Origin of the sequence: Jeotgalicoccus huakuii (assembly GCF_036665975.1) — a bacterium.
Classification (GTDB): Bacteria; Bacillota; Bacilli; order Staphylococcales; family Salinicoccaceae; genus Jeotgalicoccus; species Jeotgalicoccus marinus.
The window spans coordinates 27,630-51,885 of sequence record NZ_JAVIYN010000002.1 but is presented as its reverse complement, the minus strand read 5'-3'; the positions used below and the strand labels follow the sequence as shown (position 1 = coordinate 51,885).

The 24,256-nt window shown below is 36.3% G+C and carries 29 protein-coding genes; 13 read left to right on the top strand and 16 right to left on the bottom strand.

What is annotated here, in order from left to right; translation table 11 throughout:
• Positions 1 to 121: 121 nt before the first annotated feature.
• From V6E76_RS01290 to V6E76_RS01270, 5 genes are all read right to left on the bottom strand, one after another.
• Complete coding sequence (locus V6E76_RS01290) at positions 122 to 559, bottom strand: MerR family transcriptional regulator (protein WP_247348251.1); 438 nt, start codon at positions 557 to 559, stop codon at positions 122 to 124.
• A gap of 438 nt (positions 560 to 997) precedes the next feature.
• Entirely contained in the window at positions 998 to 1,252 is a 255-nt protein-coding gene (locus V6E76_RS01285; RefSeq protein ID WP_247348249.1) for a helix-turn-helix domain-containing protein, read from the bottom strand.
• Between the two features lie 137 nt (positions 1,253 to 1,389).
• Positions 1,390 to 1,680 (bottom strand): hypothetical protein, encoded by a 291-nt coding sequence (locus V6E76_RS01280; RefSeq protein ID WP_499797689.1) that lies wholly within the window; start codon positions 1,678 to 1,680, stop codon positions 1,390 to 1,392.
• 370 nt (positions 1,681 to 2,050) lie between these two features.
• Positions 2,051 to 2,557 (bottom strand): CueP family metal-binding protein, encoded by a 507-nt coding sequence (locus V6E76_RS01275; protein ID WP_247348245.1) that lies wholly within the window; start codon positions 2,555 to 2,557, stop codon positions 2,051 to 2,053.
• Between the two features lie 162 nt (positions 2,558 to 2,719).
• Positions 2,720 to 2,887, bottom strand: coding sequence for a hypothetical protein (locus V6E76_RS01270; RefSeq protein ID WP_499797688.1), 168 nt, complete (start codon positions 2,885 to 2,887; stop codon positions 2,720 to 2,722).
• Between the two features lie 180 nt (positions 2,888 to 3,067).
• Here V6E76_RS01270 and V6E76_RS01265 point away from each other — a divergent pair, with 180 nt between their 5' ends.
• From V6E76_RS01265 to erm, 5 genes are all read left to right on the top strand, one after another.
• Positions 3,068 to 3,328, top strand: a complete 261-nt coding sequence (locus tag V6E76_RS01265; RefSeq protein WP_247348522.1) for a metal-sensitive transcriptional regulator — start codon at positions 3,068 to 3,070, stop codon at positions 3,326 to 3,328.
• A gap of 114 nt (positions 3,329 to 3,442) precedes the next feature.
• Complete coding sequence (locus V6E76_RS01260) at positions 3,443 to 4,543, top strand: DsrE/DsrF/DrsH-like family protein (RefSeq protein WP_247348243.1); 1,101 nt, start codon at positions 3,443 to 3,445, stop codon at positions 4,541 to 4,543.
• A 26-nt stretch (positions 4,544 to 4,569) separates the two neighbouring features.
• Complete coding sequence (locus tag V6E76_RS01255; protein WP_247348241.1) at positions 4,570 to 5,931, top strand: MBL fold metallo-hydrolase; 1,362 nt, start codon at positions 4,570 to 4,572, stop codon at positions 5,929 to 5,931.
• Positions 5,931 to 6,710: a sulfite exporter TauE/SafE family protein gene (locus V6E76_RS01250; RefSeq protein ID WP_247348239.1), complete on the top strand. Its 780-nt coding sequence runs from the start codon at positions 5,931 to 5,933 to the stop codon at positions 6,708 to 6,710. Before V6E76_RS01255 ends, V6E76_RS01250 begins: the two co-directional genes overlap by 1 nt.
• Before the next feature lie 449 nt (positions 6,711 to 7,159).
• Positions 7,160 to 7,897, top strand: a complete 738-nt coding sequence (erm, locus tag V6E76_RS01245) for a 23S ribosomal RNA methyltransferase Erm (protein ID WP_247348238.1) — start codon at positions 7,160 to 7,162, stop codon at positions 7,895 to 7,897.
• 53 nt (positions 7,898 to 7,950) lie between these two features.
• On the opposite strand, the gene V6E76_RS01240 is transcribed toward erm, so the two are convergent.
• Positions 7,951 to 9,315 carry a PQQ-dependent sugar dehydrogenase gene (locus V6E76_RS01240; RefSeq protein ID WP_247348236.1) on the bottom strand — a complete coding sequence of 455 codons (1,365 nt, stop codon included), beginning with the start codon at positions 9,313 to 9,315 and terminating at the stop codon, positions 7,951 to 7,953.
• Between the two features lie 191 nt (positions 9,316 to 9,506).
• Here V6E76_RS01240 and V6E76_RS01235 point away from each other — a divergent pair, with 191 nt between their 5' ends.
• The 3 genes from V6E76_RS01235 to V6E76_RS01225 all read left to right on the top strand — a co-directional run bounded on the left by V6E76_RS01235 (position 9,507) and on the right by V6E76_RS01225 (position 12,035).
• Entirely contained in the window at positions 9,507 to 10,556 is a 1,050-nt protein-coding gene (locus tag V6E76_RS01235) for an ABC transporter permease (protein WP_247348234.1), read from the top strand.
• Positions 10,557 to 10,570: 14 nt separating this feature from the next.
• Positions 10,571 to 11,236 carry an ABC transporter ATP-binding protein gene (locus V6E76_RS01230; RefSeq protein WP_247348231.1) on the top strand — a complete coding sequence of 222 codons (666 nt, stop codon included), beginning with the start codon at positions 10,571 to 10,573 and terminating at the stop codon, positions 11,234 to 11,236.
• 163 nt (positions 11,237 to 11,399) lie between these two features.
• Positions 11,400 to 12,035 (top strand): FusB/FusC family EF-G-binding protein, encoded by a 636-nt coding sequence (locus V6E76_RS01225; RefSeq protein WP_247348230.1) that lies wholly within the window; start codon positions 11,400 to 11,402, stop codon positions 12,033 to 12,035.
• Between the two features lie 80 nt (positions 12,036 to 12,115).
• Here the strand turns inward: V6E76_RS01225 and V6E76_RS01220 are convergent, their stop codons facing one another.
• From V6E76_RS01220 to V6E76_RS01185, 8 genes are all read right to left on the bottom strand, one after another.
• A complete protein-coding gene (locus V6E76_RS01220) occupies positions 12,116 to 12,937 on the bottom strand; it encodes an NAD(P)H-binding protein (RefSeq protein ID WP_247348228.1) in 822 nt (273 codons plus the stop codon).
• On the bottom strand, positions 12,930 to 13,415 hold the full coding sequence (locus V6E76_RS01215) for a DUF4188 domain-containing protein (RefSeq protein WP_152292138.1): 486 nt from the start codon (positions 13,413 to 13,415) through the stop codon (positions 12,930 to 12,932). Before V6E76_RS01215 ends, V6E76_RS01220 begins: the two co-directional genes overlap by 8 nt.
• Positions 13,416 to 13,868, bottom strand: coding sequence for a DUF3021 domain-containing protein (locus V6E76_RS01210; protein WP_247348227.1), 453 nt, complete (start codon positions 13,866 to 13,868; stop codon positions 13,416 to 13,418).
• Positions 13,865 to 14,302: a LytTR family DNA-binding domain-containing protein gene (locus V6E76_RS01205; protein WP_247348225.1), complete on the bottom strand. Its 438-nt coding sequence runs from the start codon at positions 14,300 to 14,302 to the stop codon at positions 13,865 to 13,867. Before V6E76_RS01205 ends, V6E76_RS01210 begins: the two co-directional genes overlap by 4 nt.
• Before the next feature lie 292 nt (positions 14,303 to 14,594).
• Positions 14,595 to 15,740 carry an NADH-dependent flavin oxidoreductase gene (locus tag V6E76_RS01200; RefSeq protein ID WP_247348222.1) on the bottom strand — a complete coding sequence of 382 codons (1,146 nt, stop codon included), beginning with the start codon at positions 15,738 to 15,740 and terminating at the stop codon, positions 14,595 to 14,597.
• A 141-nt stretch (positions 15,741 to 15,881) separates the two neighbouring features.
• Positions 15,882 to 16,616, bottom strand: a complete 735-nt coding sequence (locus V6E76_RS01195; protein WP_247348220.1) for an SDR family NAD(P)-dependent oxidoreductase — start codon at positions 16,614 to 16,616, stop codon at positions 15,882 to 15,884.
• A gap of 45 nt (positions 16,617 to 16,661) precedes the next feature.
• Positions 16,662 to 17,411 (bottom strand): SDR family oxidoreductase, encoded by a 750-nt coding sequence (locus V6E76_RS01190; protein WP_247348218.1) that lies wholly within the window; start codon positions 17,409 to 17,411, stop codon positions 16,662 to 16,664.
• A gap of 26 nt (positions 17,412 to 17,437) precedes the next feature.
• Positions 17,438 to 17,851 carry a MarR family transcriptional regulator gene (locus tag V6E76_RS01185; protein WP_247348215.1) on the bottom strand — a complete coding sequence of 138 codons (414 nt, stop codon included), beginning with the start codon at positions 17,849 to 17,851 and terminating at the stop codon, positions 17,438 to 17,440.
• Positions 17,852 to 18,039: 188 nt separating this feature from the next.
• Between V6E76_RS01185 and V6E76_RS01180 the strand changes: the two genes are divergently transcribed.
• The 3 genes from V6E76_RS01180 (at position 18,040) to V6E76_RS01170 (ending at position 20,657) form a co-directional block, all read left to right on the top strand.
• Entirely contained in the window at positions 18,040 to 18,729 is a 690-nt protein-coding gene (locus tag V6E76_RS01180) for a YjjG family noncanonical pyrimidine nucleotidase (RefSeq protein ID WP_247348213.1), read from the top strand.
• Between the two features lie 84 nt (positions 18,730 to 18,813).
• The gene (locus V6E76_RS01175) at positions 18,814 to 19,530 is read left to right on the top strand and encodes a 3-ketoacyl-ACP reductase (RefSeq protein WP_026865761.1); all 717 of its coding nucleotides are present in this window, start codon (positions 18,814 to 18,816) and stop codon (positions 19,528 to 19,530) included.
• A gap of 194 nt (positions 19,531 to 19,724) precedes the next feature.
• Positions 19,725 to 20,657 (top strand): hypothetical protein, encoded by a 933-nt coding sequence (locus tag V6E76_RS01170; RefSeq protein WP_247348211.1) that lies wholly within the window; start codon positions 19,725 to 19,727, stop codon positions 20,655 to 20,657.
• Between the two features lie 49 nt (positions 20,658 to 20,706).
• Here the strand turns inward: V6E76_RS01170 and V6E76_RS01165 are convergent, their stop codons facing one another.
• Positions 20,707 to 22,077, bottom strand: a complete 1,371-nt coding sequence (locus V6E76_RS01165; RefSeq protein ID WP_247348208.1) for a uracil/xanthine transporter — start codon at positions 22,075 to 22,077, stop codon at positions 20,707 to 20,709.
• 185 nt (positions 22,078 to 22,262) lie between these two features.
• Between V6E76_RS01165 and V6E76_RS01160 the strand changes: the two genes are divergently transcribed.
• Together V6E76_RS01160 and V6E76_RS01155 are read left to right on the top strand one after the other, a co-directional pair.
• On the top strand, positions 22,263 to 22,706 hold the full coding sequence (locus V6E76_RS01160; protein ID WP_247348206.1) for a YaiI/YqxD family protein: 444 nt from the start codon (positions 22,263 to 22,265) through the stop codon (positions 22,704 to 22,706).
• Positions 22,707 to 22,748: 42 nt separating this feature from the next.
• Positions 22,749 to 23,672, top strand: coding sequence for an AEC family transporter (locus V6E76_RS01155; protein WP_247348204.1), 924 nt, complete (start codon positions 22,749 to 22,751; stop codon positions 23,670 to 23,672).
• 41 nt (positions 23,673 to 23,713) lie between these two features.
• Here V6E76_RS01155 and V6E76_RS01150 read toward each other — a convergent pair whose 3' ends face one another.
• The gene (locus tag V6E76_RS01150; RefSeq protein WP_247348202.1) at positions 23,714 to 24,100 is read right to left on the bottom strand and encodes a RidA family protein; all 387 of its coding nucleotides are present in this window, start codon (positions 24,098 to 24,100) and stop codon (positions 23,714 to 23,716) included.
• Between the last annotated feature and the right edge of the window lie 156 nt (positions 24,101 to 24,256).

The window sequence follows — 24,256 nt, the reverse complement described above, 5'->3', positions numbered from 1 at the left end:
TAACAAAACCAACTGTTTTACGGAATAACTCTTATATATTATCGAACATACAATCACAAAAATTCATTATATTGTATATTCTTTATTCAGCAGGCTTTAGAAAAGCATTATAAACAGCAAACTAAACCGCTCGGAAAATATTCTGAGCGTTTTTATCGTGTGCCCGGCATGGGTTATAACTTGGTGGTGAAAGTCCACTACAGGCTTGGCAGTAGGAACTGTTAGCGAAAGGCAAGGTGTCCACCGTGGGGTGGAGTCTGAAGGAAGCCCGACGCAAAGTCCCGAACTGACGAATAGAAACTGTATATAAGGCTGAATTGGAATGGACGAGTTTGCGAAACAAAACAAAATCCGATACTGCACGAGTTCCATACAGTAAATACAGCTTAACGAAATAGACCAATTCATCTACGGTGAATCTTTCTTGTTTTCCAATCATGAATCGCTTTAAATCACTATGTGATCGAATATACTTATCAAAAGATTTAGGGTCAATGCCTAAGAAGTCAGAAGCTTGTTCTCGGGTTAATAAAAATGGATAAGAGACATCTTTATACATTAAATCACCTTCGTTATAGTTTTTAATCGCTCTATTTGGAGTCTAGAGGCGATTGCGTTTTAATTACTTACTCTATAAAATTTGGCTGAATATAAAATGAAAAATCAGACTGCCGTGGGTACAGCAACACGGGCATTTTACCACTGCAAGTATTTCTTCCAGCCTCATTCGTGGCCTGCGTCGCTTTGAACGCTCGGACCACGACGGTAAGGGTGTATCATTATATATACAGATGTATTGTCGCCAATCATTTACCACAATGACGTTTGATGGCTTGTTTATCACTCGTTTCATAGAAAGTCTCGGCGCAAGCATCAGAAGGCTAACATCCATAGAACGTATCTGATTTTTTTGATATACGGTATGGGTTATATGCCAAACAGGTTTGTCAAAGTACAATGATTTATCATGAAAGGGGACTTATAGCTCATGATGGATTTATATCTTGAAAACCAAAACAGACTGCATCAGTTTAGATCGTAAGTGACCTTGCATCTCTACGTCCAAACCCCAGTAAGTATTGCCATGTTCATCTTGAATTTTTCGCATGGATAGACTGGCAATATAAGAGTCATAGTGTTGTACGACAATGTGCATTGCTTCGGCTTCGCCCGCGTTTGCAGCTAAAATTGTCTGGTACGGCAACAAACCACGTTCATCATTTTGAGTGCTTATTTTATTCTTCCCATTCATCTGCATGCGCCTCCAAAAATCGTTTCAACCGTGTTAGAGCGCTTGTCCGTCGATACTATACAGTGCTACGATGCACATTGAGCTGTTCGCTAATTTCCATATCAGATAGTTGTAGGAAATAGTATAATAGGACTGTATTATACTTTTCTTCTGGCAGTGTGTGCATCGCTTCTGCAAGTAAAATGTGTTGTAATTCTCTTAACTACAAGTTGAAACTCTTCTGTATTGTCTTCACTATAATTATCTATAGAATAGAGTTGATGAATTTCGCGTGATGTCAATTCAGAAAAAGTCTTTTCTTTAGACTGTTGTCGACGCCGCTCATTATAGATATCAATAGCGACATTCTTTAGCACCCGTTTGCAGAACGCATTAAATGCACAGCGGATTTGCCATTCGGTACGACCGGATTCTATCATGCGTGTCATCTCCCTTCGCAATACTGCAAAGGTGGGCGATGATTTCCCCTTTCATATCCTTCAACGGGAGAAACTGCAAAATTGCCAAATATTTGAGGAGAATTTTTTCAAAAAAATAAACCCAACTGAAAAATAAACAGTTGAGTTTATTTATGACTCTAAATACCATGAGTGATAAATATAAGGTTGAATCAATATCTTGCGCTATAAAACTCTTACAATGGTAAAAGAATTTGAATCAAATGGTAGAGATTGTAAAGTCTCAGTAAAGATGATTATATAGTCTATTTTTGCAGAAATTATCCAGATGGTATGAAATAAAAAATAAAAAAATAGTAGATCAACTAAAGTACTGGTTGGTCTACTACTTTATTGAATTTTATTTAAGTTGTAAATCTGTCAAACAGGTGCTATCTCCTTCAAAAGTAGAGAAGTCATGGTTCACAGTTTTATCATGGTAACTGATTTCCATTGTATAATTTTTATCTCTTGGTAACCAGAAATCCAAAAATCCATTTTCAAGGGTGGTCAATGTCTCGTCAACATAAATTTCGCCTTCGTCGTCCGTGATTTTTACATCCATCTTTTCGTTTACTAGTTCACCTTGACAGCCTGTCAGGCTATGGAATTCACACGGATGAGTATATGTAAGATAAGGAGCTACAGAAACAAAGAACTCGTTCTCAGGAAGAGTGTAAGTATCTTCATTACCACCATCCTGTACAACAAGGTTCTTATCGTTAATAGAAGCAGACTCTACTGTATTACTGGCACTCAATTCTGAAACAAACTCTTTGATGTCTATTTCATTTGAAGCTGATTCATTTCCGCATCCGGCTATAATTAACGTTAACCCTAAAAAAGTTGGCATTAAATATTTCTTCATTTAAAACTCCTCCTTATATTTTATTATATCAATTCGTTTGACTTTCTTTATATTAGAATATAACAAATATATGAAATATTGATTTAAGATAAGAAAGGCCATGCTATTTACTTTCTTTTTCTTTATGTTTTAAATTGATTTTCTGATTTTTTTAATTTATAGTTAGAATCCTTGGAAATCCCCGAAGAATGGCTGCAACCAAATGATGATCTGTGTTAAGCCATCGAAGTACAGCAGTACACCCATCAGAATCATGATGACACCACCAACCTGCATAATTATGTTTGAGTATTTCAACATCCAACGTGTTCGGGATACAAAGAAGCTCAAAATGAAGAATGGAACTAGGGTGCTGAAGCACACTCTACCCTCAGAGCTGTCACTGCTTTAAAATAATATAAACAAATGTATACCCCCTACAGTATTTGACTAAAAATACTAATCGTAATACAATGAATGGAAATTAAATTTAAAAAGAAGGTGTTAATTTTGAATTTATCGAAAAAAACCATTTATGATAAAGCAATTATCAATAGGATTAATCGCCTGCAGGGACAAATTAATGGTGCTTTGAAAATGATCGATGAAGGTCAGGATTGTAAGGATGTAGTGACTCAGCTCAGCGCAGCTAAAAGTGCACTTAACCGTACGATGAACGTCATTGTGAGTGAGAATCTCGTACAATGCGTTAAAGAGACTATGAATAATCCTGAAGAGAATACAGATGCACTCGTTAAAGAAGCAGTAGAATTGTTAAATAAAAGCAGATAACCGTATCTGCTTTTATTTAAAATTTTAACATACCCCAGCAGGTATTTGACATGGTTAAATACACATGCTAATATACCCCTATGGGTAATTAAATATATTGGAGGATGACGTGAATTGAATAATGAAAAAAAGAAATATCATATGAATGATGCAGATTGGGTAATTGAAAACAATGAATTTTTACTTGATGTGAGAGAGCCTGTTGAGTACGAGGCTGGTCATATTAAAGGTGCTGAAAATATATCAGTAAATGAGTTGGAGAACCGGCTCAATGAAATTCCGGAAAATAAAAAAATATATGTCTATTGCCAGCGTGGAAGAAGAGGCGCAACTGCTGTAAGCACATTACAGAATAACGGATTTGATGCGGTTAATCTTGAAGAAGGATATTCAGTTTATACAGGTCGATATGATACGGCAAGTTCTGTAGCAGCAGATCATTCCCATCAGGACTCGTCCGTACTGAACAGGCTGATTTTTGATGACCGTATAAAAGTTGAGGCAAGCGGTATGCAATGTCCCGGTCCCTTGCTCAAAGTGAACGAAGTAATGAGTGATTTGAAAACAGGAGAACAAATGGAAATAACAGTGACCGACACAGGGTTCTCTACTGACATTGAAGCCTGGGCTAAAAAGACTGGGAATACAGTATTAAAAAAAGAAATGTATAACGATAAAGTTATCGTTGTTCTTGAGAAAAACGCGATGAATACAAATATCGAAGGCCATAAAATGACAGAAACAAAAGACGGGGCAACAATGGTCGTTTTCAGCGGTGATCTGGATAAAGCACTCGCCTCTTTTATTATTGCTGCAGGTGCAAAAAGTATGGGTAAGGAAGTCACTATGTTTTTCACATTCTGGGGGCTGAATGTAATTAAAGATCCAAATGCACCGAAAAGAAATAAAAAAGGTCTCGATAAAACATTTAGTATGATGATGCCAAAATCTGCTTCCAAACTTCCAATTTCTAAAATGAATATGTTCGGTTTGGGTTCAAAAATGATTCAACATGTGATGAAAAATAAAAAAGTCGATGCACTAACTGAAATGATAGAAAAAGCTGATGCACTCGGTGTGAAGATGATAGCGTGTACGATGAGTATGGATATTATGGCTGTCGAGAAAGAAGAGCTGTTGCCTCACGTTAACTTTGGCGGTGTAGGTACGTACCTCGGCGATGCTGAAAACAGTAATTTGAATTTATTTATCTAATAACGAAATTAAAAGGAGTGTTATAAATGTATTTCAAACAATTTTTTGATAAAAAACTGGCACAAACATCTTATATGGTGGCATGTCAAAAAACGAAAGAAGCAATTATTATCGATCCGAAAAGAGTACTCGATGAATATGAAAAAGTAGCAGCTGAAGAAGGTTTTAATATTACGCATGCCACAGAAACGCATATTCATGCCGATTTTGCATCCGGTTTACGTGATGCAGCGAAATATTTTGGGGCTAAGCTGTATGTTTCTGATGAAGGTGATGACAATTGGAAATATCAATCTGTTCCGGAAGACACAGTATTTCTTAAAGAAAATGACGTAATTAATGTCGGTAATATCGAACTTAAAGTGATTCATACTCCCGGTCACACTCCGGAAAGTGTGTCATTTATTTTAACGGATCACGGCGGAGGCAGCGATGAGCCTATGGGCATATTTACTGGAGATTTCCTATTTGTTGGCGATATCGGACGCCCGGATCTTCTTGAAGAAGCTGCTAAAATGAAAGGCACAACTGAAGAAGGCGCGAATGCCATGTATGACTCACTTAATAAATTAAGTGACTATGCTGATTTTCTTCAGGTGTGGCCAGGTCACGGAGCCGGCAGTGCATGCGGGAAATCATTGGGTGCAGTACCATTATCAACACTCGGTTATGAACGCCAGAATAACTGGGCATTTAATTTTGACAGTAAAGATAAATTTATAAAAGAATTAACAAATGATCAACCGGAACCTCCAAGTTACTTTGCTCAAATGAAAAAAGTAAATAAAATGGGATTGCCTGAGTTTAAGGTTAAGGATGTCGAGTTGGAATCCTCTAAAAAACTTACAGGTCAGATTTTTGACCTTCGGAGTAAAGAAGCATTTAAAAAAGGTTTTGTTAAAGGGTCTCTTAATGTCCCTTACAATGATAAATTTCTTCAGTTTGCAGGATGGTATATCAATTATGATGAACCGATGACTATTATCGGAAATCCTGATGACAGCACATCTCTGCAAAAAGACCTTGCTTCAATCGGTTTTGATAATCTTCAACTGATTATTTCTGAAGAACAGGCAAGTCAATATTTTGATGCGTCATATGAGAATATCTCTCCTGAAGAGTTTATTGAACTATATGAAGACAAAAAAGTTCTTGATGTCCGTTCAGCAGCAGAGTATAAAGACGGAAACTTGTCCACAGCAGCCCACATTCATTTTGGACAGTTGGATAATAAAGATATTCCCTTCAATCAGGATGACACTATTTTTGTTCACTGCCAGTCGGGCGTACGTTCTGCAATTGCAATGAGCGTGCTTAAAGCCCGCGGATTCGAAAATGTAATCAATGTTGAAAAAGGATATGCCGGCATTAAAGCCGCAATGAAATAATGGAAATTTCATTTATTATCCTCATTTTCCTGATTGGTTTTGCAGGTTCTTTTATATCAGGAATGGTAGGTATCGGCGGATCGATCATTAAATATCCGATGCTGCTGTATATCCCTGTCGTATTTGGATTTACAGCCTTCACTTCCCACGAAGTCGCAGGAATTAGTGCTGTGCAGGTATTTTTTGCGACCGTTGGCGGTGTTTTGGCTTATAAAGGAAGTGGCTATTTAAATAAGAGGCTGATTGTCTATATGGGGAGTGCCATACTGATCGGGAGTCTGTTGGGTGCATATGGTTCCGGCTTCCTCGAGGAGCCTCAGGTTGACTTAGTGTATGCTGTCCTTGCGACACTTGCTGCAGTCATGATAATTATACCCAAAAAAGAAGTCCCTTTTTCACCGGGAGAGGAATTAAAATTTAACGGACCACTGGCCTCAATACTTGCCTTGCTGACAGGTATTGCTTCAGGTATCGTCGGTGCAGCAGGGGCATTTGTTCTCGTGCCGATTATGCTTGTGATTTTGAAAATTCCTACACGTGTAACAATCGCAACCAGCTTAGCAATTACGTTCATATCGTCTATAGGAACAACTATAGGTAAAGTTGCGACAGATCAAGTATTATACGGGCCTTCAATCATTATGATAATCGCAAGTCTTATCGCAGCCCCACTGGGAGCTAAAGCAGGTCAGAAAATAAATACGAAAATCCTTAGATGGATGCTTGCAACACTCATTCTTGCTACAGCGGTTAAAATATGGACAGAATTAATTATTTAAAACTAATTTCATAAATTATTATATGAGAATACAATCTTTTAGATAAAAGGTTGTATTCATTTTTATTTTTAAATGATAAAGTTTTAAATAATGTATAACATTCAATATGATTAATATTTAGATAATAATGGAATTCGGTTATTTAAAAATATTGATCGAAGAATCAAACTTAACTTATTAGGTATAAAGCAGTTTAATCAGTATGTAGAGGTTAATTATGTGGTTTACTATGTAGAGTAATATCGGTCATTAAAGATGATTTAATGGTATAATTAATGACACAAATTTAAGGTACGGAGGATTTAGATATGTGTGTAAGTATAGCAGTTGTTGATTTAACTTTATTTCTTTTATAAACACTAAAAGAAAAGAGATAAAGGTATAGGTATGTTTTCAATAGCTTTCATTAAACAGCGTTCATTATCAACCAGATTAAAATATTGGTTATAATGAATCAGAAATACCCAAAACACACGCAGAATTTTATTACTTCAAAAAAGAATATATACAGTATATTGAGTCATATAAATATTGGTAAGGATGACCATGTAATAGAAATTGGTTCAGGTAAGGGTCATTTTACTAAAGAAATTGCTGAAGATAGCAAGTCTTTGACTGCTATTGAAATAGATAAGAGATTAAGTCAGATTACAGAGGAAAAAGTCGCATCTCACCGAAATGTACAAGTCATTTCTAAAGATATTTTAAAATTTGTCTTTCCAAGAAAAAAGGACTATAAAATTTTCGGTAATATTCCTTATAACATTAGCACTGATATTGTTAGAAAAATTACTTTTGAAAGCTCTGCTAAGATCTCTTACCTTATCGTTGAAGAAGGTTTCGCCAAAAGGCTAAGAAATCTAAACCGCACATTAGGTTTAACTTTGATGGTGGAAATGGACATAGAGATTCTAAAAAAAGTGCCGAGATACTATTTTCATCCTCAGCCAAAGGTTGATTCAGTGTTAATTGTGCTCAAAAGACATAAGCCTAAGATAGCAAAAAAGGATTATAAAGAGTATGAGTCTTTTGTTCATAAATGGGTGAATAAAAAATATAAAGTCCTTTTTACGAAAAATCAATTTAGGCAAGCACTAAGACATGCCAAAGCAAAGGATCATAATAATTTAACTAAAGAACAATTCATTTCAATTTTTAACAGCTATAAATTATTTAATTTGGAATGATTAGAAAAAAGCAGCCGTTATGATAGGAAACCCTTCATAACGGCTGCTTCATATTATTCAGCTGCTGTCACTTTATAAATCTTACCACCATCAGTACTTGCAATTAACGCACCATCTTCAGTGACAAGTACATCACGGAAACGTTCGCCTTCATCAGTTAAGAGTCGTTCTTCTCCTACTATAGTGTCATCTTCAATGACAACACGTACGACATAGTTCGGTGCTAGACCTCCAATGAATAAGTTGTTTTCCCATTCAGGAATTGCATCATTATCATAGAATGACATACCACTTGGTGCACTGGTTGGATCCCAATAATACCTCGGTTCAACAAAGCCTTGTGCTTCGTGTTCTGAAATGCCTTCATTAATCAATTCACCCGAATATTCGATACCATACGAAACAACTGGCCATCCATAGTTATTACCTGGTTCAACAATATTTAGCTCATCCCCAGCTTGAGGACCAAATTCAACAATCCATAAATCTCCTGTTTCAGGGTTAAAATCCACACCTTGAATATTACGGTGTCCATAACTATAAATACCATCTAAAGCCTCTTCATCTTCAATAAATGGATTCGTATCCACTGGTTCTCCATCAGGTGTAATATGAATCACTTTACCTAGATAAGCATCTAAATCTTGTGAACGCTCACGAATAGGATCATCTGAACGTTCTCCTGTTGTTAGGAATAAGTTACCACCTTCATCAAAGATGATTCGACCACCATAGTGTAAATCACCGTCATAGGCTGGTTCTGCTTGGAAGATAACTTCAAAATCTTCAAGTGCTGTCTCATCTTCCGACAATACACCTTTACCGACAGCTGTTAAATTGCCATCATCCACTTCTTCAGAAAATGTTAAATATACCTGTCTTGAGTCTTCAAAATCAGGGGCGATCGTCACATCAAGTAGACCACCTTGACCTTCATTGAATACCTCTGGTGTCCCTTCAATAGGGTCTGAAACAGATCCATCTTCTAAGTTCACAATGAGCAATTCACCTGTATCCCTTTGGGTTACAAGGAGCCGGTTTGTATCAAACTCCTCCATACCCCAAGTGACATCTAGACCTTCTACAATCGCTTCGACATCAAGTTCAGTTTCAGTTTCAACTGCGGGTGCCCTTGTTTGCTCAGGAAAGGCAGGCTCGAATTCAGTAACCTTATCCTCCGTTTCTGCTGAAGTTCCAGCGCTATCCTCAGAATTTTCATCTTCTCCTTCTTCAGATTCAGAATCTGCATCATCGCTTTCTTCTGTAGTAGCATTATCATCGCTATTTTCCTCAGTTGTCGTGTCAGACTCATCAGTAGAAGCTTCATCCGTATTTTCCTCATTACTACACGCGGCTAGGGCTAATACAAAGATTAGTAGTGCAAGGAACAATAACCTCGACCATGGAAATTTAAACATTTTTAAACCTCCCTTCTGTAAATGGATTTAATTTCCATAACATAGCTGAAAGGGCGACTGTATTTATATTGATATTAACATAATTATTCAGAAATTTCAATCAATTTCAAGGTGGTGATGTGTTATTCTTTGTGGGATGAGCTATGTCGTTTTATAATAAAGAAGTTAGTTAAACGAAAGTTGGGATTACTATGTATTTAGCTTGGAATGAAATTAGAAGAAATAAATTGAAATTTGGATTGATCATCGGTGTTATCGTGATGATAAGTTATTTATTATTCCTTTTATCTGGTTTAGCTAGTGGTCTAATGAACTTAAATAAGGAAGCGATTGATCAGTGGGAAGCGGACGCCATTGTAATTAGTGAGGATGCAAATCAAACTATCCAACAATCTATGATTAATACAGAGGATATCAATAATTTATTTGAAGAACAGGCAGAGCTAAAGGAACTTTCTGTCATTATTTCTAATGAAGAAGTAGAAGAAAACGCCTTTGTGTTCGGCTTAGAAGAAGATTCATTCTTAATGCCTCCTGTTATAGAAGGTGAAGTTGCAGTATCTGAAAATGAAGTGGTTGCAGATTATTCACTAAAAGAAGCTGGATTTAATATAGGAGATGAGTTGAATTTATCCAATAGTGATGAAGTGTTAGAAATTACTGGTTTCACTGATAGTGCTCAGTACCGTGCGTCTTCATTACTGTTTGCAAGTAATGAAACAGTAGAAAAATTAAATCCAATGCTAGGTGAAGACGTAATCAATGCTGTAGTAGTCAAGGATGATAATTTTGAAAATGTAAATGTTGATGATGAACTTGAAGTGCTGGCTATTGATGAATTTGTAGAGAATTTACCGGGATACACACCACAGCAATTAACTCTAAACTTTATGATAATATTCTTATTCATTATCTCATCAGCGGTCATTGGAATTTTCTTATACGTGTTAACTTTACAGAAGACAAGTCTCTTTGGGGTTTTAAAAGCCCAAGGATTTACTAACGGTTATTTAGCTCGTTCTGTTTTAGGACAAACACTGATTGTCGCGTTGATTGGTACGATTATTGGCTTAGGACTTACCTTATTAACTGGTGTATTTCTACCACCAGCAGTACCTATAGAATTCGATTATTTAACCATGGTTATTTATATGGTGGTCTTAATTATTGTCGCCATGCTAGGCAGTCTGTTTTCAGTCATCAGTGTTAGAAAAGTAGATCCATTAAAAGCAATCGGTTAAGAGAGGCGGATAGTATGCTTAAATTTGAAGATGTGAAAAAGACTTTTAAAGATGGGAATCAAAGTATAGAAGCGGTTAAGAAAACCTCGGTTGAATTCGATAAGGGAAGTTGTATTGCAGTGATCGGGCCATCAGGCTCTGGTAAAAGTACCTTTTTAACCATGGCAGGTGCCTTACAAACACCAACTGAAGGTGAGGTCATCGTGAATGGACAGAAAATCACAGGTATGAATACAAAGAGTTTAGCTAAGCTCAGAATGGGTGAAATTGGTTTTATACTTCAAGCTAGTAATTTGGTCCCATTTCTTTCTGTCCGACAACAATTTAAACTATTGAAGAAATCTAAAAAAGATGTCATGACTGATGAAGAGCTAGATGAACTGCTTGAACATTTGTCATTAACTGAAGTGAAAAATCAATTACCTAGTGAAATATCTGGGGGGCAAAAACAACGTGTTGCCATAGCCAAAGCCTTATATACGAACCCTAGTATTATTTTGGCCGATGAGCCCACAGCCTCACTTGATACAGAAAATGCAATGAAGGTTATGGAAATTTTAAAAGAGCAAACGATTGAAAGAGACAAAACGTGTATCATTGTGACTCACGATGAAAGACTGACCGAATATTGTGATGCAGTATACAAAATGACAGATGGTGTTTTAGAAAAAGTAAAATAGTTTATCTGGTATACTTGAGGATGTAAAAGGAGTGGATTACATGAGACATTACAATATGTCATTAATCATACGAACAAGCACTGAACGTTTATAATAAGAAGTGCTTTATTGAAATATAGGATTCATTTCATAGAGTACTTCTAAAAATTAGGAGGAAATAGAAATGACACAATTGAAAGTTTATGAATTTAACCAAATAAAAAATGACGCGATTGAACTCTATAGAGTGTATCAAACGAATGATGTTCAATTACACCAGGCTCATAAAGAATTATTATTAAATAAAATTAAGTACGTGTTTGACCAACATAATCTGGAGTCTAAGGCATTTATTGAAGCGCTAGATGATGTTAGATTGACTAGAAAGAAATTGGACTTTCATTTTAATAAGCTAAAACCTTATGTAGATGGATTTGAAATTCCAAGTGATGTTCAGATCAATAAGTTATTTAAGAAAGTTAAAAAATTAAAAACACCAGATTTTGATTTAGTGGATAGGAAATCGACTATATTTTTAGCTTGGAATGATATTGCTACAGATCGAAAATATTTTATATATAGAGATACTAATGATGAATTGAAAGGGGCATATGGAACTTTATCGAGAAAGAAAGTAAAAGGATTCTGTAAAATATGTAACCATGAATCGGACGTATCACTATTTTTAAGTAAATCCAAAACAGGAAATGACGGAACTTATAGTAAAAAAGGCGATTATATTTGTAATGATAGTGCAGTATGTAATAGTAATCTAACAAACATAGATGATTTTTATGCATTCATTGAGGGTCTGAAATAGTATTGTTAGGTAATAATGGGAAGGTAACCTGAACAGAGGTTGCCTTCCTGTTTTTTATGGGAATTTTTTTAGTCGATGATTTACTTAGTTGAAAATGTTTTATGATAACCTTCTAAATTCCCAACCTCACCGTATTTTTGCATTAAACTCATGGTATCTATGGCTCGAGTTAACTTTCCCTTTAAAAACGTCTTATTTAAAATTTTCATAAACCAAAGCGGCATAACTTTAACAGGCAGTACGGGATCAAACTTTTTACCATATTGCTCTAAGGCATCTTTAAGAAGTATCGGTTCTTCTCTTCCTGTTACGACATATGTTTGATAGTTAGTCTGATGAATGTTAAAAGAATCAGCTATATCATTGGCCATTTCTCTAAGTTTCACAATGTGCATGGGATGAGGTTGACTACCGAGTAACATAATTTGTTTACCTTGGACGAATTGTTGTAGTGTAACATCTATAAATCCAGGTTTAAAGATTGTGTATGGAAGATTACTTTCTTTTAAATGTTTTTCTACATTAACCTTTGCAGATTCAGATGGGTGATTGGAAAATCTTTTTTCAGCGTACATGCCAGAAATATAGACCACCTTTTTAATGCCAACATCTTCGGCAATCTTAAGTACATCGATTACCGCTTCTTCTTCAATGCGCTTAATTGCTTCGGAATCGTTACCAGCATTTAAAGCAATAAAAAGGTAGTCGTGATTTTGTAGATGATCTTTTAGGAGTGCGGCATTTGTAAGTGAACCTTTGACTAGGTTCGCGTTATTTTCCAGAAAAGTGTTTGTATTATTATGGATTAAAGCTGTAAGCTCATACTTTGATTGCTTAAGCGACTCTGCAACAGCACCACCTATAGTCCCTGTGGCACCAATTATAAATACATTCTCATTCATATTTTTTTCTCTCCCTAGCTTCTTGTAGACGTTTATTTGCAGATTGTGTGTGTTTACTAACGGCCTCGACACCAAATACTTTTCCTAGACCGAAGTTTGGCATATTAATATAAACATTTTCAGACTGTCCATTCTCGACATTATATGTTTCATGGTAGAAGGCAACAGCATCATTGTCTTTAACTAATTTTAAGAATTTCTTCCATGACTTTAAATGCTTCGGCATTTTTGAATATGCTTGGAGGTTTTCTACTGAATCCCAATACTGAATGAGTATATTCATTCTAGAACGAAAGAACATCTCTGTATTCAGGCAACCGAGTGATGGGTTTTGACTCAACTCTTTCATCATCGGCGGCATCGCTAAGAATACAGGTAACCATTTGTTTACTTTGTACCACTTGTTGATACGCATACCAATCAAAAATACTGTGATATTATCCTGTTGTACTGCAGTATATCGACCTTCGTTGATCATTTACTTTCCTCCTAGCTTATAATTAATTTCTGCTATTTTTCTTTTTGTTTGTCTCCTAATAATCGACCAAATAATGATATAAACAACAATGAAAATCATGAAGAAAATCATTAAAGCCGAGAGTTTAATCGGAAACCATCCCGCAAGTACTGCAAGTGGAAAAAATATGAGTAACATAGTTAAAAAGTGTAGGGCTGTTGTTTTTACAATGGTGAAATCTGTATGAGTGAAAATATAGGTACCTAAACTAAAGGTGACTCCAATGCATGCCCATACAAGTGAGGCAATCATGACGGTTTGTAATTCGGTAAAATGACTGAAGTAATAATTACCAAAAGTGGATTCAGGTGAAACAGGGTGATACTGACCGTCAGCAAATATTAAAGAAAATATAATTGAAATAACAAGTCCTGAAGATAAGCCAATTAAAATACCCATCAATGCTCTTTTCATAAATTCAACTGCTCCTTAATCTGTTTTAAGTATCGTCTAGAAGAATGAGTGAAATCGTTGTTGCTAAAGATGATTTTGATGATGCCATTTTTACCTAACTCAAGATGGTGAATAAAATCGATGTTGATGATTTCAGATTTTGATATTTGAATAAAATTGTGTGTTGATAAAGCTTCAACCTCATATAACTTCGCTTGTATTACATACTTTTTATGGATTGTGTATGCATACAGCCTTCTGTCCTCAATCCTGAAACTATAAATATCGGCGAGATTTATAAGAAAAACCTCATCATTATGTCGACCCTTTACCTTTTTGGATGTACGTTTTGATAGTTCTCTTATTATTGATTGGATTTCAGGACTATCTGCTTGAGCGTGGATTTCGACTTCGTCTTTCTTGAGCGATGGATCTCTTTTAAAAGTGATTTTCATTCATCTTGCTCCTTTTCTAAGCAAAGTAAACCATGTATATAGTGAAAAAACCACGTGTTTTGCCTAAGTGGTTGATTAATAAGATTAAGTGGTCCTATTTACTTACCCATTTCTATAGACAGTTAAGTTAAATTGTCTGCGGTGGTGATAAGTGAGGTAAAAGAGGGTGACTTATCACCGAAATAAGGGAAGATGGTGATAAGTGAGGGAAAAGAGAGCAACTTATCACTACAAAAAGAAAAAACCTAGAAATGTGTGGCAATCACATTTCTAGGCCATTCAAAAACTATATTTATTTAGTTCTCGGTACACCGTAGTGTCCGTCGTTCAACTGGTGCCAGAGTTTTTCTGGTAGTTCATGTAAGTCTGCTCTGTCTGGATCAAATTCTGAAGTAATTTCATCTGGGCGTCCATCTTTAATTTTACCAACAAAGTCATGGTCTAGAAGGATACCGCGACCAAGTGCGATGAGTTCTGTATCGCCTGTTTCGAATCCACTTAGGGCATCTTCTGCAGTATAAATTGAACCAATTCCAATCAATGGAAGTTTGCCGTCAATCCACTCGTGAACAAGGTGAAGACGACTTTCTCCACTGTATTTACCTTCACGTGTTTTGGAGTGAATATCTCCTAGAGAAACATGAAGATAGTCTAAAGGTTTTTGTACTAAAATCTCTAGTAATTCTTTAGTCAATTCCATAGAAATACCTGGTGATTCTGCTTCTTCAGGGGAGAAGCGGTAGCCGATGATGAAATCTTCATTAGCGTATTCTTTTGCAACTGAAACAACTTCATCAATTACAGCAAGTGGAAATTTAAAGTCATCATATTTCCATTCATCAGTACGACGATTATAGTACGGTGAAACAAATTGATGAATCAGATAGTGGTTGGCACCATGAATCTCAATTCCATCAAATCCTGCTTCAATGACGCGGCGTGTCGTGTCACCGAATGCTTTTATAGTTTCATTTATTTCATCAACAGTTATCTCTCTCACGTGATAATCCTCATCTACCTTGCTAGGGTTATGTGGAGGCTGGGCATGCATTTGAATTTCACTTGGTGCAACAACATCACCGTTTGGTGTTAATGAAGGTAAGGATTTTGCACCGCCGTGGTGAATTTGAACGAGTGCTTGTGCACCATTTTTCTTCATAGCCTGTGCAAGTTTTTTTAAACCGTCAATATCACTGTCAAATGCGACAGAGGGTTGCCCGGTAAATGCTTGACCAATCGGTGTTACATGACTTGCTGCTGAAATAGATAAGCCTACATCCTTAGAACGCTTTTCTATATATTCCAATTCTACATCAGAGATTGTACCATCATCATGTGATGAAACGTGTGTCATTGGTGCGAGTACAAAACGGTTTTTCAGTGTAACCTTATTTGGAAGCGTTAAAGGTTGAAATAACCCTTCATATTTCTTCTCCATAGTAAGAGACCTCCTAAAATATTTAAATCAATCACTTCCATATTATAAGCATAGGCCAATTAGAGGAGAAAATAATCTGCTTGTATATTACTTAGAATAAAAAAATAGCACATTGATAATAATATCAACGTGCTACATATCTTATTGGGCAGTCAAGCCACCATCAGCAACAAACTCTGAACCTGTTGAGTAGGATGAATCATCTGAAGCGAGGAAGAGGACAAGTTCAGTAACCTCTTCGGGTTGAGCCACTCTTCTCATAGGAATAAATTTTGAAAATGCTTTGATTTGCTCTGCTGCATCGCCTTGTTTAATCATTGGTGTTTCTATAACACCAGGGTGCACAGAGTTTACACGAATTCCTAGTGGTGCGAGTTGTAAGGCAGCCGCTTTAGAAAATCCTCTTACTGCAAATTTAGTATCGGTGTAACCGACAGCGCCTCCGACTAGACCATTAATAGATGAGACATTTACGATGGATCCTTTATTAGCTTCTGTCATTGAAGGAACGACAGCTTGTGTCCCTAAAAACACAGAGACTTGGTTAATATCAACGATTCTACGGTAGTCATCTTCTGTCATTTCCATCAAAGGCTTATTGACACTGATTCCAGCATTGTTCACAAGAATATCAATTTGCCCAAATGAATCCTTAGTTTCTTTAACGACCTTATCCCAGTCTTCTTTTTTTGTAACGTCTTGCTTTACAAATTTTGCTGACCCTCCAAGATCCTTTTCAAGTTCTTTTCCGGCTTCTTCATTAATATCAGTGAAAATTACTTTAGCGCCTTCTTCGACAAAACGTTTAACATGTGCGGCACCCATACCTTGTGCGCCTCCTGTAACAATCGCAACTTTACCTTCTAATCTGTTCATAAAATAACCTCCTGAAAATTTGAATATTATAACTTAAAATAACAACTATCTAAGTTTGATTGATCCACCATCTACCATTATTGTTTGACCTGTCACATAATCAGCATCACTACTTGATAAGAAGACAGCAACTCTACCAATATCTTCTTCAGGGTCCCCAAGTTTTCTTAATGGAATATTATTAATCATGGCATCATATAATTCTGGGGAATCTTTCTTCCATTGTTCCACTCCACCAGTAAGTGCAATAGGAGAGATGATATTAACATTAATGCCTTCAGGCCCCCATTCATTAGCAGCGACTCTAGAAATACCTCTAATTGCCTCTTTGGCAGCAGCATATGAAGTTTGTGTCGGTTGGCCATTAAGACCTGCACCAGATGCAAAATTAATGACTTTACCTTTAGACTTTTTCAGTTCTGGATATGCTACTTGCATAAAGTTAAAGGTAGGATAAAATCCAGTACCAAATGATAGGTCAAACATTTCTTGATTCGTTTCAACAAAAGGTGCCTGTTTTGAAGCATGTGCATTGTTGATAAGAATATCTAACTTGCCTCTCTTTTTAATAACTTCAGAAACAACATATTCAACATTTTCTCTTTTAGAAATATCTGAGATGAATAGCATACCTTCTGTATGTTGATTAATTTCTGATAGCGTTTTTTCACCCATCTCTTCATTGATATCTACAATCGCGACATGGGCGCCTTCTTTTGCTAAAGCAAGTGCCATACCTCTACCAATACCGGAAGCACTTCCTGTAATAATCGCAACTTTACCTTCTAATCTCATTTTACCTAGCTCCTTTATAATTTGATTTATTGGTTTAATTTTTTATATAAGTTGAGCAGCTGTTGTCTTTCATCTTCAGTTAGTTTTAAAAATATTTCTTTTCGTAAAACCTGTCCGCTCTCAATCGCTTTTTCTAGAATTTCCTGTCCCTTAGTTGTAATTACTAAATATATGATGCGGCGATCATTTTCATTTGCTTCACGTTCGACTAATTCTTTCTTAACCAATTTATTCACTAGATGGGTCACAGTAGGTGGTGTGAGTCCCAAGGCTTTTGAAACATCAGACGGACGAGATGGTGCGTTATGTTGTATGAAGGATAGGGTGAGTATATGTGAAACACCTAGGTCTTCATCAAAAATTTTATTCCATCGAATCATCATCTGATTAGTGAACGTATCCATTTGGTGGAGAAGGTCAAATATCTTTTTTTCGGACACAATATTTCCTCCTCAATATACTTTCGTAGCTGAATAATTAGACGTCTAACTATCTTCAACTTAATTATATACCTTGAATGTTTTATAGGCAAATACTAGATACTAGATTACTGCTCTTATGTTAAGTTATAAATAGATATCTGCTATAATTTTGATGACATTGTATAGAAAATAAGGAGCATTGATAGATGGTGAAGCGTAACAAGTATAAGGCGATATTTTTAGATATTGATGATACGATTTTAAATTTCCCAAAATCGAGTGAAGGCGCCTTTAAAGATACATTTAAACACTTCAATTTAGATTTCACTGAAGATCTCTATAAGGTATATTTGGAAATTAATGATGATTTATGGAAACAACAAAAAGCAGAAAAAATAACCGTAAATGATGTCATTAATACGCGTTTTAGCATCTTGACTGACAAATTAAACTTAGGTGTAGAACCAAATTTAATAAGAGATCATTTTCAGGCTGGCTTAGGTCGTCAACACTTTTTAGAGGTGAATGCAGACCTCGCTATTAAAGAATTGGCAAAAAGCTATAAGGTATATGCAGCTTCAAATAGTGAACTAAGCATGCAGGAAAATCGATTGAAACTTGCAGGTTTATACGAGTACTTTACAGATCTTTATATCTCTAGTGATATTGGCTATGAGAAGCCGAATGTGAACTTTTTTGAAGAAAGTCTAAGAAGAGCACAGCTCTCACCGAATGAGGTTTTAATGGTTGGAGATAGTCTGATTTCAGATATGTACGGAGCTTATAATGCAAGGATTGAACGTTGTTGGTATAACCCATACAAACTAGAAAAAAGTCATGAAGTACCACTGAATTATGAAGTGAATGATTTAAAAGAGTTGCTTGAATTCTTGTGATGCAGAGATAGAACGAATCATTCAAATTTTATATATAAAAATGATAAAGTATAGATGATAATTGATTAATGGAGGAGAACATTCATGCAGGATATTAAAGGAAAAGTTGCCTTAATTACTGGAGGCGGTCGTGGCATCGGTCGTGCGACAGCGATTGCCCTAGCAAAAGAAGGTGTCCATGTTGGGCTTGTTGGTCGTACGCTTGAAAACTTAGAGAATGTTAAGTCAGAACTAGCGGAATATGATATTAAAGTGTCAGTGCAAACTGCAAATGTTGCAGACTTAAATGAAATTACGTCAGCAGTAGAAGCGATTAGAAGCGAACTTGGACCAATCGATATTCTACTCAACAATGCTGGTATATCTAAATTTGGTAAATTTATGGAGTTGTCACCAGAAGAATGGACAAATATTGTTGATGTGAATGTTAAAGGTGTCTACTACACAACAAGAGCAGTCCTACCTGAAATGGTGGAAAGACAGAGTGGAGATATTATCAATATTTCATCAACTGCCGGACAAAAAGGTGGCCCTGTAACAAGTGCTTACTCGGCATCTAAAGCTGCGGTTATCGGCTTAAGTGAATCATTAATGATGGAAGTAAGAAAAGATAATATCCGTGTCGTGACACTAACACCAAGTACAGTTGCAACTGATATGGCAAAAGAATTGAATTTAACAGATGGCAATCCGGATAAGGTCATGCAAGCAGAAGACCTAGCAGAACTTATCGTTCTACAGTTGAAACTAAATAATCGCGTTGTTTTAAAACACGCAGGTTTATGGTCAAATAATCCATAATATAATAGCTTTCCCTCTAGGATTGATGAAATTATCAGTCCTAGAGGGATTTTTTGTGGGTTGCAGTAACATGAGAGTCAGACGAGTTCGAGAAAATTTAAAATCCTCTATTTTACTACCCGAAATAAGGGTATAGTTAGGTTAATGTTAAGTATATACATAACAGGTGTATATTTTATATTAGGGGGGCGCTTATGAAAGTATTGTTACTTATTATGTTTAGCATCACTACCTTAGCAGCTTGTAGTAATCAGAGTGATCAAGCTGAAACTACCGAAAGTGAACAAGCAACAGATAATAATACCACTGAATCTAAAGAAGCAGAAAAAGATACAGAAACTGATTCAACATCATCTTCAGGTGTTAATAATAGCGTAGAAGACCAAGAGTCTGACGTTGAAGAATCAGAGGAAGAGACTGAGGAACAAGCAGCCACTGATTTAATAGAGGATATTGACATAATAGAAGGGTATTGGATTAATTATAGTGGTGTGGATGATGCCCGTAGTCATATGAGTCGGACGGATTTTATTCCCTATGATGCCAGTCAAGACTATACTTTAACAAGTGCAGCATATGTTTCTTATTTTTACGGAGATTCATTTATAAAGACGAATAATTATGGGCATGAAGGGCCATACCTTATAGAGAGTGTACCTGAAGCGGACCAAGTGATTGTTTCATTTGGTGAACCTGAAGCTGATGTTGTGGAGCTGAGAAATGAAGCGGTCGAAAATGCATCGGCAGATGCTGAAGAAAGCACAACACCTGATGAATATTTAGGCCAGGGGAAGCCTGATATTGAAAATCTCCAAGGTCAGATTATGTTTGGTCAGGATTTCCTAAGTGGAGATGATGTTTTTCCAGGTCAAAGAATCGATGAGCGTGGACAATTTGTTGATGATGAAGAGTATACTGTTACGGAAGCCTTAGAATATAATTCTAGTAGGGACTACGTTATTACAGCACCAGCGATGATTAGCTATTACAGGGGCAGTCGTTTTATTGAAACAGTGGAGATTAGTAGTGCGCCTGCGTATCTCCCTTCTGTAGATAACGCGAATTACATTAACATCAGCTTCAATGACGAATACGTTTTAGATTTAAACATGATTGAAGTTGAATAGATAAAAAGCTTGGCCATCTACAAACGGATGACCAAGCTTTTACTTATAGCTATAGCTTATTTACAGGCTCTTCTTTTTCAGTATTTACACCAATATTATTTGAGACGGTTGCACCAACCTTATCCCAGTTCAATAAGTTTTCCATTGCTATTGAGATGATGGTTCCCATTAACAAACCGCTTGATAGTAAGGGTTGAACATAGCCCGGTAGGCTGCTAAATGCTGAGGCAGGTACTGCCATTAGAACCAATCCTAAAAACATTGGTATTGCTGCACGGTAAATATTTAAACTATTAAATTCAACAAGTTTGAACCAATCCCAAGCTGAACCAAAAAGTTGTACATAAGATACAAATAATACAGCACATCCAACACTTAGAGGTATCATCGTAAAGAATGAACCGATTTGAGGAATGACACCCATAACAAAGAACATCGCGGCACCAAAAATGAATGGCATACGGTCATAAATTTTAGTCTGTTGAATAAATCCGATTGAAGAAACAAAAGGTGAGTAAGGTACTAGACCTAAAAAGCCAGGTAAAATTGTCATGATTCCAGTAATCGTAAATGAGTTCCTATAGTCTTTACTCGTTGATGGTGAGTCTGGATAGATTGGATCTGTCCCTTTGATTGAACCATATTGTTTTGATAGATTAAGCATCCCCGTAATAATAACTGTTAATATAATTCCGATATTCCAAGCTGGTGAACCCAGAGGAAAGAGGAATAATTCTAAAGAACTTGATGCGCCTGAAGTGAGCTCGGCATCCTGACCAAATAAGAGGACATAGGATGGCCAACCGATGATAATACCAATTAACATGGCATACTGTGAGAGTTTGTTAGATCCACGAATCGTTAAGACTAAGACAAGTGCAACGATAACAAAAGATAGGATTGCTGGACCTATTTGAATTTCTGTCGGGCCTTCTCCACCACCAAAAGGTAGACCAACCATCCCTTTAAAAAAGCTAATACAAAGTGACACACCAAATAAAAGCATAAACACACCCATCACACTTGGGTTAAATAATTTTTCTAAGTAATAACCAAAACCTGTCAGGCCAATAATTACGGTTAATACACCAGTGATGACTAATCCAACAGCTATACTGCCACCGACTTCAGAGATTGGCATGCCTTGTGCGGCTGCAAGTGTAGATAAGGCAAGTAAGACACCCCACCATAATCCAGAAGGACCGTCCATAATTGGGCGTCTATGGCCGATTAAAGCTTGTAGTAAACAGGCAATCCCGCCTAAAATAAAGGAGAATTGCATGGTGCTGACGATTTCCGCTTGAGATAGATTAAAGGCAGCCCCCATGGTAATCGGAACAACGACAGTATTAATGAATATATACATGAGCCACTGTAGACCGCCTAACCAGTTATCTAAATTTTTAAGTTGATTGATCATTTCCCAACATCTTCTTTCTTATAATAATCATTATTTATAATATATAGATTTACATAAAATGTCTTTAGTGATAATAGATAAAAAACTCTAGTTTTCTTATCACAAATTATCCAAGGGCATAGTAAAAAATCTAGAAAAGTGTTTAGGAATAAAAACTGATATACTGTACTAAAAGAGGTGAGTTTTTGAAAATTATTGTCGATGCGGATGCATGTCCAGTCAAAGATATCGTAATCTCTGAAAGTGCCAATAGAAATATTGATGTCACTTTAGTATCAAGTTTATCGCATTTCAGTAATAAGGATTTACAAAGTCACGTCAATCATATCTATGTCGATGCTGGTCGAGACGCAGCAGATTTTAAAATTGTTCAGCTTGCAAAAAAGGGGGATTTGATCATTACCCAAGACTATGGTCTAGCATCCTTATTGCTCCCAAAGGGCTGTAAAGTGATGCACCACACAGGTTTCGAATACGATAAAAACAACATGGATCACCTTTTAGAAAGTCGTTATATGGGTGCTATGGTCAGAAAATCGGGTGGGAGAACAAAAGGGCCAAAAGCATTTACAGAAGCAGAAAGACAAAACTTTAAAGCTCAGCTTGGTGAGATTCTCGATCAATACTAGACATACGAAGCAACAAGAATAAGTCGATTGAGGATGAATACTATGAACGAATTTATCTTTATTATTTATAACGTCATGCTACCGATAGCGATTATAGTTTTGCTCGGCTATGGTATACAACTTAAACTTCAGCTCGACAGAGTAACGCTCGGTAAATTGATGATTAACTACATAATGCCAGTTTTTATTTTTATGAATCTATATCAATCCAATATTGATTTTAGTCTGTTACTTTACGTCATGTTATTCTTATTCATATTTGCAGGGCTATCATTTATTGTTTCACAACTGATTGCGACGTTTGCTAGTGTAGATCGTAACCATAAGGTGCTCTTTACTAACTCTAGTCTTTTATATAACGCTGGAAATTACGGTGTGCCTGTCAACGACCTAGTTTTTAAAAGTGATCCCTTTGCGATGAGTGTACAAGTCATTATCATGGTGTTTCAAAACATTATCAGTTATTCCTATGGCATCATTGCCTTAAGCTCAAAAGATACAGGGAAACTAGCGGCCTTACTTGGTTACTTTAAGATGCCAATGTTCTATGGATTAATATTTGGCCTTGGTTTTAATTATTTCGACGTAGCGATTGCTGAACCGATCATATCGTCCTTATCTTATGTGAAGGATTCAATGATTGGACTCGTTCTGTTTATACTTGGCACACAAATCGCGGGAATTAAATTTAAAAAGTTACGGCCCAGTGCATTTCTCGCTACAGCGGTGAAGCTACTGATTATTCCGGCTATGTCACTTGGGCTGTTAATGCTATTTAATGTTGATGGAGTCGTTGCACAGGCAATCTTTATTTCGACCGCCTTACCATCATCTGTCAATAGCTCCGTTATTGCTCAGCAATATAGTGATGATCCAGAGTACGCAGCAGAGATTGTCATGATGAGTACAATTTTTAGTGCAGTCACTGTACCGATTATAATATTCATTGCTTTAAATGTATTTTAAAAGTAAAGCAGCTGAATCAATTGATTCAGCTGCTTTCTTACTTATTTATTCTTTTTTACAATGATTTCAATTTCAACTTCTGCACCAAGTGGTAGTTCATATACTGCGACACAAGTGCGAGATGGGAAGGGCTCTGAAAACTTAGTCTGATACACTTCATTCATCGCTTCAAAATTTTTCATTGTAGTAAGGTACACGTTAACCTTAACCACATCTGCTTCAGTTACGCCCTGATCTTTCATTACATCGAACAGGTTGTTAAAAGCTACTTCTGTCTGGCGGGCAATATCCCCCTTTAAATCTTCTTTTAAATCAATACGATTTTTGGCAGTTTGGCCTGAGAAAAATAGGAATTCTCCTGCATCAGTGACATGTGAGTATGGACCTGAGCTGCTGACTGTATTTGTATTATATGCTTTTCTTGTCATGAAATGACCTCCTCTATATATTAATATCATCATAGCATTAAGCAGTACAAAATAAGATATCCATTATAGATAAGAAATTGTGAATGCCATTTCTTGCAGTCACTTAGTAAAACACGTGTAAATGTTGGTATGATAGAGAATAAGGACAGAAAAATC